The 11,690-nt window shown below is 69.7% G+C and carries 9 protein-coding genes; 7 read left to right on the top strand and 2 right to left on the bottom strand.

The features are described from left to right. The first annotated feature begins 54 nt into the window (after positions 1-54). The 4 genes from AB0D85_RS27905 (at position 55) to serA (ending at position 5,429) form a co-directional block, all read left to right on the top strand. On the top strand, positions 55-1,905 hold the full coding sequence (locus AB0D85_RS27905) for an acetolactate synthase large subunit (RefSeq protein ID WP_362325686.1): 1,851 nt from the start codon (positions 55-57) through the stop codon (positions 1,903-1,905). 22 nt (positions 1,906-1,927) lie between these two features. After that, positions 1,928-2,452, top strand: coding sequence for an acetolactate synthase small subunit (gene ilvN / locus AB0D85_RS27900; protein WP_362325683.1), 525 nt, complete (start codon positions 1,928-1,930; stop codon positions 2,450-2,452). A 142-nt stretch (positions 2,453-2,594) separates the two neighbouring features. Next, a complete protein-coding gene (gene ilvC / locus AB0D85_RS27895; RefSeq protein ID WP_362325680.1) occupies positions 2,595-3,593 on the top strand; it encodes a ketol-acid reductoisomerase in 999 nt (332 codons plus the stop codon). Positions 3,594-3,839: 246 nt separating this feature from the next. Then, positions 3,840-5,429 carry a phosphoglycerate dehydrogenase gene (serA, locus tag AB0D85_RS27890; protein ID WP_362325677.1) on the top strand — a complete coding sequence of 530 codons (1,590 nt, stop codon included), beginning with the start codon at positions 3,840-3,842 and terminating at the stop codon, positions 5,427-5,429. 64 nt (positions 5,430-5,493) lie between these two features. Here the strand turns inward: serA and AB0D85_RS27885 are convergent, their stop codons facing one another. Next, positions 5,494-7,011, bottom strand: coding sequence for an MFS transporter (locus AB0D85_RS27885; RefSeq protein WP_362325674.1), 1,518 nt, complete (start codon positions 7,009-7,011; stop codon positions 5,494-5,496). A 98-nt stretch (positions 7,012-7,109) separates the two neighbouring features. Between AB0D85_RS27885 and AB0D85_RS27880 the strand changes: the two genes are divergently transcribed. The 3 genes from AB0D85_RS27880 to AB0D85_RS27870 all read left to right on the top strand — a co-directional run bounded on the left by AB0D85_RS27880 (position 7,110) and on the right by AB0D85_RS27870 (position 9,604). Beyond that, positions 7,110-7,685 carry a TetR/AcrR family transcriptional regulator gene (locus AB0D85_RS27880; protein ID WP_362325671.1) on the top strand — a complete coding sequence of 192 codons (576 nt, stop codon included), beginning with the start codon at positions 7,110-7,112 and terminating at the stop codon, positions 7,683-7,685. Between the two features lie 359 nt (positions 7,686-8,044). Then, entirely contained in the window at positions 8,045-9,127 is a 1,083-nt protein-coding gene (locus AB0D85_RS27875; RefSeq protein ID WP_362325668.1) for a hypothetical protein, read from the top strand. Between the two features lie 87 nt (positions 9,128-9,214). After that, positions 9,215-9,604, top strand: a complete 390-nt coding sequence (locus tag AB0D85_RS27870; protein ID WP_362325887.1) for a zinc ribbon domain-containing protein — start codon at positions 9,215-9,217, stop codon at positions 9,602-9,604. 394 nt (positions 9,605-9,998) lie between these two features. Here the strand turns inward: AB0D85_RS27870 and pruA are convergent, their stop codons facing one another. Then, positions 9,999-11,630, bottom strand: coding sequence for an L-glutamate gamma-semialdehyde dehydrogenase (gene pruA / locus AB0D85_RS27865; RefSeq protein WP_362325664.1), 1,632 nt, complete (start codon positions 11,628-11,630; stop codon positions 9,999-10,001). Positions 11,631-11,690: the final 60 nt, after the last annotated feature.

Below are 11,690 nucleotides of genomic sequence, written 5' to 3'. Positions count from 1 at the left end.
GTAGAAATCCGTACGAACCTCGCAAAAACCCTCAGCATCGAGAAGAGAATGCCGATGACCGAGCAGGCCACCGGGGCCCACCATCCGCAGCCGCGGCCCCGTTCCGGAGGACAGCAGTCCGCCCCCGTCGAGCACGTCACGGGTGCGCAGTCCCTGATCCGCTCCCTCGAGGAGGTCGGCGCTGACACGGTATTCGGCATCCCCGGCGGCACGATCCTGCCGGCGTACGACCCGATGATGGACTCCACCCGGATCCGCCACATCCTGGTCCGCCACGAGCAGGGTGCCGGTCACGCGGCCACCGGGTACGCGCAGGCCACCGGCAAGGTCGGCATCTGCATGGCGACCTCGGGCCCGGGTGCGACCAATCTGGTGACCCCGATCGCGGACGCCAACATGGACTCGGTGCCGCTCGTGGCGATCACCGGCCAGGTGGCCTCCGCCGCGATCGGTACGGACGCCTTCCAGGAGGCGGACATCGTCGGCATCACCATGCCGATCACCAAGCACAGCTTCCTGGTCACCAAGGCCGAGGACATCCCGCGGATCATCGCGCAGGCGTTCCACATCGCCTCCACCGGCCGCCCCGGCCCGGTCCTCGTGGACATCCCCAAGGACATCCTCCAGGCGAAGACCACCTTCTCCTGGCCGCCGGTCATGGACCTGCCCGGCTACCGCCCGGTGACCAAGCCGCACGCCAAGCAGATCCGCGAGGCCGCCAAGCTGATCACCTCCGCGAAGCGGCCCGTCCTCTACGTCGGCGGCGGTGTCATCAAGGCCGGCGCCACCGCCGAGCTGAAGGTCCTCGCGGAACTCACCGGAGCGCCCGTCACCACCACCCTGATGGCGCTCGGCGCGTTCCCCGACAGCCACCCGCTGCACGTGGGAATGCCGGGCATGCACGGTTCGGTCACCGCCGTCACCGCGCTGCAGAAGGCCGACCTGATCGTCGCCCTCGGAGCCCGCTTCGACGACCGCGTCACCGGCAAGCTGGACAGCTTCGCCCCGTACGCCAAGATCGTCCACGCCGACATCGACCCCGCCGAGATCGGCAAGAACCGCGCCGCCGACGTGCCGATCGTCGGTGACGCCCGCGAGGTCATCGCCGACCTGATCCAGGCGGTGCAGAAGGAGCACAGCGAGGGCCACCAGGGCGACTACACCGCCTGGTGGAAGGACCTGAGCCGCTGGCGCGAGACCTACCCGCTCGGCTACGACCTGCCGGACAACGGCTCGCTCTCCCCGCAGCAGGTCATCGAGCGCATCGGACAGCTGGCGCCCGAGGGCACGATCTTCACGGCGGGCGTCGGCCAGCACCAGATGTGGGCCGCGCACTTCATCGAGTACGACAAGCCCGCCACCTGGCTGAACTCCGGCGGTGCCGGAACCATGGGCTACGCGGTCCCGGCCGCGATGGGCGCCAAGGCCGGCACGCCGGACCGCACGGTCTGGGCGATCGACGGCGACGGCTGCTTCCAGATGACCAACCAGGAACTGACCACCTGCGCCCTGAACAACATCCCGATCAAGGTCGCCATCATCAACAACGGCGCCCTCGGGATGGTCCGCCAGTGGCAGACCCTGTTCTACAACCAGCGGTACTCCAACACGGTCCTGCACTCCGGGCCCGACGACGTCAACCCGGACGCCCGCGGCACCCGGGTCCCTGACTTCGTCAAGCTGTCGGAGGCCATGGGCTGCCACGCGATCCGCTGCGAGTCCCCGGACGACCTCGACAAGGTCATCGAAGAGGCGAACTCCATCAACGACCGCCCGGTCGTCGTCGACTTCGTCGTCCACGAGGACGCCATGGTGTGGCCGATGGTCGCCGCCGGCACCTCCAACGACGAGATCCTGGCCGCCCGGGACGTCCGCCCCGACTTCGGCGACAACGAAGACGACTGAGCGAGAGAGACGCAGAAGAAACATGTCCAAGCACACGCTCTCCGTCCTGGTGGAGAACAAGCCGGGCATCCTGGCCCGGATCGCGGCCCTCTTCTCCCGCCGCGGCTTCAACATCGACTCGCTGGCCGTCGGCGTCACCGAGCACGCCGACATCTCCCGCATCACCATCGTGGTGAGCGTCGAGGCGCTGCCCCTCGAGCAGGTCACCAAGCAGCTCAACAAGCTCGTCGAGGTGCTGAAGATCGTCGAGCTGGAGCCGGGTTCGGCCGTTCAGCGCGAACTCGTTCTGGTGAAGGTGCGCGCCGACAACGAGACGCGCTCCCAGATCGTCGAGATCGTCCAGCTGTTCCGCGCCAAGACCGTCGACGTCTCCCCGGAGGCCGTCACCATCGAGGCCACCGGCAGCAACGAGAAGCTGACCGCCATGCTCAAGATGCTGGAGCCGTTCGGCATCAAGGAACTGGTGCAGTCCGGCACGATCGCGATCGGCCGCGGCGCCCGTTCGATCACCGACCGGTCCCTGCGCGCCCTCGACCGATCTGCGTAAGGCTTGAGTCAGGCTTGAGTCAGGCCTGATACGGGCGGTCGGCGTGCCGTCGGCCGCCCGTATACCGAGACCCCGAAACTTCCGTTCCGCCCGCCGTCATACGGTGGGACGCACCATCTGCACACCAAGGAGAGAACCCAAAGTGGCCGAGCTGTTCTACGACGCTGACGCCGACCTGTCCATCATCCAGGGCCGCAAGGTCGCGGTCATCGGATACGGCAGCCAGGGCCACGCCCACGCCCTGTCGCTCCGTGACTCGGGTGTCGACGTGCGTGTCGGTCTGCACGAGGGCTCCAAGTCCAAGGCGAAGGCCGAGGAGCAGGGCCTGCGCGTGGTGACCCCGGCCGAGGCCGCGGCCGAGGCCGACGTCATCATGATCCTCGTCCCGGACCCGATCCAGGCCCAGGTCTACGAGGAGTCCATCGCCCCGAACCTGAACGACGGCGACGCCCTGTTCTTCGGCCACGGCCTGAACATCCGCTTCGGCTTCATCAAGCCCCCGGCCGGCGTCGACGTCTGCATGGTCGCCCCGAAGGGCCCGGGCCACCTGGTGCGCCGTCAGTACGAGGAGGGCCGCGGCGTTCCCTGCATCGTGGCCGTCGAGCAGGACGCCACCGGCAACGGCTTCGAGCTCGCCCTGTCGTACGCCAAGGGCATCGGCGGCACCCGCGCCGGCGTCATCAAGACGACCTTCACCGAGGAGACCGAGACCGACCTGTTCGGCGAGCAGGCCGTCCTCTGCGGCGGTACCGCCGCCCTGGTGAAGGCCGGCTTCGAGACCCTGGTCGAGGCGGGCTACCAGCCGGAGATCGCCTACTTCGAGTGCCTCCACGAGCTGAAGCTGATCGTGGACCTCATGTACGAGGGCGGCCTGGAGAAGATGCGCTGGTCGGTCTCCGAGACCGCCGAGTGGGGCGACTACGTCACCGGCCCGCGGATCATCACCGACGCCACCAAGGCCGAGATGAAGCAGGTCCTCGCCGAGATCCAGGACGGCACCTTCGCCAACAACTGGATGGACGAGTACCACGGCGGTCTGAAGAAGTACAACGAGTACAAGAAGCAGGACTCCGAGCACCTGCTGGAGACCACCGGCAAGCAGCTGCGCAAGCTGATGAGCTGGGTGAACGAAGAGGCGTAAGCCTTCGTACAGGGGGTCGGGGCGTAATGCCGCGGCCCCCTGTCGCGCAACCGGCGGGAGGGCTACGAAACGTAGTCTCCCGTCCGGGTGATCCCTCCGCAGTGGCGTAAAACGACGCCCCCGACGCCACTACACTGCTGCACAACATACGCGTCAGGCCCACAGCGTCGTGCGTCTCCGCGGTAGCCCCCTCCACCGCCAGCGGCCGTCGGGACGGCCGTCCGCATTGGACTTGTGAGGACTCACGTGAGCTCGAAACCTGTCGTACTCATCGCTGAAGAGCTGTCGCCCGCCACCGTCGACGCGCTGGGCCCGGACTTCGAGATCCGGCACACCAACGGAGCAGACCGAGCCGAACTGCTCCCCGCGATCGCCGACGTGGACGCGATCCTGATCCGCTCCGCCACCAAGGTCGACGCCGAGGCCATCGCCGCGGCCAAGAAGCTGAAGGTCGTCGCACGAGCCGGCGTCGGCCTGGACAACGTCGACGTCTCCGCCGCCACCAAGGCCGGCGTGATGGTCGTGAACGCCCCGACCTCCAACATCGTGACCGCCGCCGAGCTCGCCTGCGGTCTGCTGGTCTCCAGCGCCCGCCACATCCCGCAGGCCAACGCCGCGCTGAAGAACGGCGAGTGGAAGCGCAGCAAGTACACCGGCGTCGAGCTCGCCGAGAAGACCCTCGGTGTCGTCGGCCTCGGCCGCATCGGCGCCCTGGTCGCGCAGCGCATGTCCGCCTTCGGCATGAAGATCGTCGCCTACGACCCCTACATCCAGCCCGCGCGCGCCGCGCAGATGGGCGTGAAGGTGCTGTCGCTGGACGAGCTGCTCGAGGTCGCCGACTTCATCACCGTCCACCTCCCGAAGACCCCCGAGACGGTCGGTCTGATCGGCGAGGAGGCGCTGCGCAAGGTCAAGCCGTCCGTGCGCATCGTCAACGCCGCGCGCGGTGGCATCGTCGACGAGGAGGCGCTGTACGCGGCGCTCAAGGAGGGCCGGGTCGCCGGCGCCGGCCTCGACGTCTACAGCAAGGAGCCGTGCACCGACTCCCCGCTCTTCGAGCTGGACCAGGTCGTCTGCACCCCGCACCTCGGCGCCTCCACCGACGAGGCCCAGGAGAAGGCCGGTATCGCCGTCGCGAAGTCGGTGCGGCTGGCTCTCGCCGGTGAACTCGTGCCCGACGCCGTGAACGTCCAGGGCGGGGTCATCGCCGAGGACGTCAAGCCGGGCCTGCCCCTCGCCGAGCGCCTCGGCCGCATCTTCACCGCCCTCGCGGGCGAGGTCGCGGTCCGGCTCGACGTCGAGGTCTACGGCGAGATCACCCAGCACGACGTGAAGGTGCTGGAGCTGTCCGCGCTCAAGGGTGTCTTCGAGGACGTCGTCGACGAGACCGTCTCCTACGTCAACGCCCCGCTGTTCGCGCAGGAGCGCGGTGTCGAGGTCCGTCTCACCACCAGCTCCGAGGCCAGCGACCACCGCAACGTGGTGACCGTGCGCGGCACGCTCGCGGACGGCGAGGAGGTGTCGGTCTCCGGCACGCTGGCCGGCCCGAAGCACCTCCAGAAGATCGTCGCGGTCGGCGACTACGACGTCGACCTCGCGATCGCCGACCACCTGCTGGTGCTGCGCTACGAGGACCGGCCGGGCGTCGTCGGCACGGTCGGCCGCATCCTGGGCGAGGCCGGGATCAACATCGCCGGTATGCAGGTGGCGCGGTCGGCCGCCGGTGGCGAGGCGCTCGCCGTCCTGACCGTCGACGACACGGTGGCCCCCGGTGTGCTGGCCGAGGTCGAGGCGGAGATCGGCGCGACGTCCGCCCGCTCGGTGAACCTGGTCTAGCGACAGCTCCGCGAACGCCGGGTGGGCCGACTCCCGTCGGCCCACCCGGCGTTCGAGTGTCCGCCTACCTGCCGGTCCTTCGCAAGGTCACCGCCGCCCCCACCGCGGCCACCAGCAGCAGCACCGCCCCCGCGATCGCCGCCCCCTGCATCCCGCCGGTGAACGCCTCCCGAGCGGTTCGCACCAGGGCCTCTCCCGTGGGCCCCGGCAGCCGGTCCGCCGTGGCCAGCGCGCCGCCCAGGGTCTCGCGGGCCCCGGCCGGAGCCGTGGCCGGCATCTCGTGGCGGTAGACCGCCGTACCGATCGACCCCAGCGCGGCCATGCCGAGCGCCCCGCCGAACTCGGCACTGGTCTCCAGCAGCGAGGAGGCCGTCCCCGCCCGTTCCACCGGCGCCCCGCCCATCGCGAGGTCGGTCAGCTGGGACATGATCGCGACCATCCCGCAGGCGAGGACACCGGCCCCGGTGAGCACCAGCCACAGCGAGTCGGTGCCGACGAGGGCGAGCAGCGCGAACCCGGCCGCCATGGCCGCGAAGCCGCCCGCCACGACGTGACCCCGGTCGGCGCCCCGCTGCACCAGCTGTGCCGTGACCGGTCCGGCGACCCCGATGAACACCGAGGGCAGCAGGCTCCACAGCGCCGCCGCGAGCGGGCTCATCCCGAGCACCGACTGCAGGTACTGCGTGGTGAAGATCGCCGAGCCCATCATGGCGAGCGAGGCGACGAGGTTGAGGACCAGCGCCGGGGTGAAGCCGCGGCCCTTCAGCAGGGCCGGGGGGATCAGCGGGGAGCCGGCGGTGCGCTGGCGGTGGACGAAGAGCGCGGCGAAGAGCAGGCCGACGGTGACCGAGACGACGTACAGCGGGTGCCAGCCCTCGGAGGGGATCTCCTTCAGGCCGTAGACGACGGGGAGCACGGCGGCCATCGAGAGCGGGACGCTGAGCCAGTCGAAGCGACCGGGGGAGGGGTTCCTGGACTCGGGGAGCAGGAACGGGCCGAGCACCAGCAGCAGGGCCATCGCGGGCAGGTTGACCAGGAACACCGAGCCCCACCAGAAGTGCTCGACGAGGATCCCGCTCATCACCGAGCCGAGCGCGATCCCGCCCGTCATCACGCCGGACCACAGGCCGATCGCCTTGGCGCGCTGGCCGGGGTCGGTGAACATCGTGCGCAGCAGGGCCATGGTGGACGGCATCAGGGTCGCGCCGCCGAGGCCGAGGACCGCGCGGGCGGCGATCAGGGTCCCGGCGCTGTCCGCGTAGGCGGCGAGCAGCGAGGCGCCGCCGAAGGCCGCGGCGCCGGCCAGCAGCAGACGGCGGCGGCCGATGCGGTCGCCCAGCGCGCCCATCGTCATCAGCAGGCCTGCCAGGACGAAGCCGTAGATGTCCAGGATCCACAGCTGCTGGGTGCCGCTCGGGCGGAGGTCCGCGCCGATCGCCGGGAGGGCGAAGTAGAGGACCGAGACGTCCATCGAGACCAGGAGCAGCGGAAGCATCAGCACGCCGAGCGCGGTCCATTCACGGCGCCCGGCAAGGGAGTTGGTCTCACGTGGGGTGGTGGTCGTGCTCGTCGGGTTCGTCATGCCAAGGAATGTACGGGCGTATAAAACGCTTGTCTAGTACGGCTGTATAAATCGTTTGTCTAGGACGGTTGTATGGATCCGGGGGTAGGCTGACCCGCATGGGACACCGTGAGGATCTGCTGGAAGGCGCCAAGCGCTGCCTGCTGGAGAAGGGGTTCGCGCGGACGACGGCGCGCGACATCGTCAAGGAGTCGGGGACCAACCTCGCCTCGATCGGCTACCACTACGGCTCCAAGGACGCGCTGCTCGCGCAGGCCTACATCGCCCTGGTGGAGGAGATGTCCTTCGAGGGCGGCGAGGGCGGACCGACCGGCGCGCCCGGCTCACTGGAGCGGTTCCGCGAGGTGTGGTCGAACATCGTGGACACCATGCGCGGGCCCGGCTCGATGTGGCGGCTCAGCATGGAGATCATGGCGATGGGCGACCAGGCGCCGGAGGTCCGCGACCACCTGGCCCGCGCCCAGCGCGAGGGCGGCCGGGGGCTGACCTCGCTGCTGATGGGCGTACCGGAGGAGGAGGTCTCCGACGAGACCGCCGACACCCTCGGCCAGTTCTACATGACCCTGATGTCCGGCCTGATCGTCCAGTGGACCTTCGACCCGAAGACCGCCCCCGACGCCGACACCCTCACCGAGGGCCTTCGCCAGATCATGACGGCCGCCACCCGAACCTGACCCACCCGGCCGGCGCCCCACCCGCCCCCGGTCCGCGAAGTCCGGCGGCTGCGATGTCGAACGCGCCGCAAGCGTCGACGTCCCGGTGGTGCTTTTCTCCGGTCCGTGTCGCCCCCGGCGACGTCACACGTTCCAGGGGCTGGCCGTCTGGCGGACGCCCTTAGAGATGTGTAGTGATGCGTCGCCTATCGGTCGCATGCGCGTGTACAGATCGAATACGTGACCTTTCCGCGGTCGTCTCGTTGATCGGATGACAGCACTTGCGAGTGAGGGGAGGGGCGCTGGTGAGTCGGAGGCTGCCGTTGCACGAGGGCGTGACGGCCCGTATCGCCTGTGCCCGTGGCCTGCTGCGTGTGGGCATGGTGGAGAAGACGGGAGAGGTGCTCTCAGCCGCCAGTTTGGCCCAGCGGGTGGGCTGGGCGGCCGATTTGGTGTCCGGCATGGCCGCTGATCTGCTGGGCGCGCACTGGAACACCGCCGATGTGGACTTGCTGGCCTCGGGCGTGGACGGCGCAGGCCGCAGGCTGCCGTCGAACGCGTGGATGGCGCTGCGGCGGCTGGGCTGGTCCACCACTCCGGCCGAGGGCGTCCGTGTCAACGACCGGATTGTGCGTATGGCCCAGGAGCAGGCCGGGCGCCTGCTGCGGTCCGTCAAGTGGCGCGCGGATTTGACCGCCGGAGTCATCGGAAGCTGGCCCGCGGAGCCCCTCAGGCGCACCTTGGATGAGTGGGCTGCCGTCCGTGCCGCGGTCCGCGACGGCCGGGATCTGCCCTCAAGCGCGATCAGATCCCGTACCCGGCAGATCGCCGCCTTCGCACGTCGGCACGGCCGGTTGCCGACCGATGTGTTCGAGCTGGAGGCCGTACCCCGCGCGGCGCGGATGCTGTTGCTGTCAGCGTGTGACGGACAGCAGGCCAGCCTCGTCCGTGCTGATGATCCGGGCCGGGCGCTGCTGCGACTGCAGTTACCCACGTGCCCGGCCCCGCGCTCCTACCGAGACTGGACCTGGGTGGCATGCCCCCTCACGCTGCCGCCTACCGTCCCGCCCGTCGCGGGGCTGCACCTGCCCACCCTGCGCGTCCACCACGGCCGGGTTCACGCCGACCTCGCCTACACCCATGCCGTGCCCACGGCGCCGCGAACCGGGCATACGATCGCGCTGGGCGTCGACTGGGGCCTGAACACACTGCTCAGCGCGGGAGCGGTCCGGCTCCACAGCAACGGGACGATCACCGCTCTGGGCTCGGGTGCCCAGTTCCGGGCCGCCGGAGTGTTGGCCAAACAGCACCGGCTGCGCCGCGAGGGCGAACACCTGCATACCAAGGCCGACCACTATCAACGGCTCATCAATGACACCGACAGCCATCGCCTGACTGGCAAGCACGCCGTCCTGGCAGAGGAGATCCGGCGTGTGTCGGACCGGCGCTCGAACCTCAACTAGGCGCTGGCCCGGTCTGCGGCCCGTTGGGCCGTCGACCAGGCCATCACCAGCGGTGCGAGCGTGATCTACGTTGAGGACCTGCGCTCGATGGAGGCCCGGGGCATGGGCCGCACCCTCAATACCCGCCTCTCCCAGCAGGTACGCGGACAGATCGTGGAACGGATGCGGCACTTGGCCGCCGAAGCGGGCATCGCCGTGGTCACCGTCCCGGCCCGTGGCACCTCCAAGCACTGCCCCCGCTGCCTGGTCCCGCTGCGCCACCGCAAAGCTCCCGACCGGCCCACCGCACCCGGCTGGAAATGGGCCCTCTGCCCCAACCCCGAGTGTGGCTGGCAGGGCGACCGGGACATGGGGGCGTGGCTGGGGGTGCCCCCTCTGGGGGAGCATCGCCGCCCGCGGCCTCGCCCACCAGACAAAGACAGTGGTCGACCGCGCCAGTGGCAGCATGGTCATCCGCAGCGTGGTCGACACGCTTGAGGCCACTGCGGTGGTCGAACCGGCCACCGCATCAGCTCGCCGGGACCGGTCCAAGTCCGGCCCAACCCGGCGCACAATCTCACGCCCCGCGCCCAGACGACGCAGGGCACCCTCCCCCACCGGCCCCACAGGCCCGGCGGGCAAGCGTCCGGAGGGACACGCTCACACGGACCCAAGACGGCTGCCCCGCGCAGCCCACCGGCACCAGGGCGTGACGACGATCAGCACACCCACCACTCGCCGACACCGGCCAACAGGAGCGGCACTGGGCGCAGGATTCCACCTGCACGCCCACGCCACCCCACCACGGTGGGAAACGATCCAACCGATCCCGCAAACCCGCGGATCACACAGGATCACTCAGCTGATATCAGAGACGCTTCCCGGCCCGTGCTCAGCCCATGTGCGGGTACGCATAGTCGGTCGGCGCGACCAGCGTCTCCTTGATGGCGCGGGTCAGCGTCCAGCGCAGCAGGTTCTGCGGGGCACCGGCCTTGTCGTTCGTGCCGGAGGAGCGGCCGCCGCCGAAGGGCTGCTGGCCGACGACGGCGCCGGTCGACTTGTCGTTGATGTAGAAGTTGCCGGCCGCGTAGCGCAGCTTCTCCATCGTGTACGCGGCGGCGGCGCGGTCGTTGGAGACGACCGATCCCGTCAGCGCGTAGTCGGACACCGACTCCATCTGGGTCAGCATCTCGTCGTACGTGTCGTCCTCGTAGACGTGCACGGCGAGGAACGGGCCGAAGTACTCGGTGCGGAACACCTCGTTCTCCGGGTCGGAGCACACGACGACCGTCGGGCGCACGAAGTAGCCGACCGAGTCGTCGTAGGAGCCGCCCGCGACGATCTCGCACGCCGGGTCGGTCTTCGCGCGGTCGATCGCGGCCTTGTTCTTGGCGAACGCGCGGTCGTCGATCACGGCGCCGATGAAGTTCGACAGGTCGGTGACGTCACCCATGGTCAGGTAGTCGACCTCGGCGGCGAACTCCTCACGGAAACCGTCGTTCCAGATGGACGCCGGGATGTAGGCGCGGGAGGTGGCGGAGCACTTCTGGCCCTGGTACTCGAAGGCACCGCGGGTGAGGGCGGTCTTGAGGACGGCCCGGTCGGCGCTCGGGTGGGCGACGAGGAAGTCCTTGCCGCCGGTCTCGCCGACCAGACGCGGGTACGAGCGGTACTTCTCGATGTTGTTGCCGACCGTCTTCCACAGGTACTGGAAGGTCTTGGTGGAGCCGGTGAAGTGGATCCCGGCGAGGTCCCGGTGCTCAAGGGCGACCTTGGACACCTCGATGCCGTCGCCGGTGACGAGGTTGATGACGCCCTTGGGCAGACCCGCCTCCTCCAGCAGCTGCATCAGCAGCACGGCCGCGTGGGTCTGGGTCGGGGACGGCTTCCACACGACCACGTTGCCCATCAGGGCGGGCGCGGTCGGCAGGTTGCCCGCGATCGCGCTGAAGTTGAACGGCGTGATCGCGTAGACGAAGCCCTCCAGCGGGCGGTGGTCGAGGCGGTTCCAGACGCCCGGGGAGTTGGCCGGGGGCTGCTCGGCCAGGATCTGGCGGGCGTAGTGGACGTTGAAGCGCCAGAAGTCGATCAGCTCGCAGGGCGAGTCGATCTCGGCCTGCTGGGCGGTCTTGGACTGGCCGAGCATGGTCGAGGCGGCGATGGTCTCGCGCCAGGGGCCGGAGAGCAGTTCGGCGGCGCGCAGGATGATCGCGGCGCGGTCGTCGAAGGCCATCGCGCGCCAGGCCGGCGCGGCGGCGAGGGCCGCGTCGATGGCGTCCTGGGCGTCCTGCTGGGTGGCGTGCCGGCCGGTGCCGATGACGGCCTTGTGGTGGTGCGGCTGCACGACCTGGAAGGGCTCGCCGCCGCCGAGCCGCCGCTCGCCGCCGATGGTCATCGGCAGCTCGATCGGGTTCTCGGCCAGCTCCTTGAGCTTCGCCTCCAGCCGGGCGCGCTCGGGCGAGCCGGGGGCATAGCCGTGCACCGGCTCGTTGACGGGGGTGGGGACCTGGGTCACAGCGTCCATGGGTTACCTCTTCCGAGTGATTCCCTGGCTTCAGCCCAAGGGGGCCGAGGCAGTTGCGTA

This window comes from Streptomyces sp. NPDC048277, from assembly GCF_040652235.1.
In the GTDB taxonomy this organism is placed as follows: Bacteria; Actinomycetota; Actinomycetes; order Streptomycetales; family Streptomycetaceae; genus Streptomyces.
The sequence above is the reverse complement of the archived record's forward strand: the minus strand, read 5'-3'. Positions and strand labels throughout refer to the sequence as shown.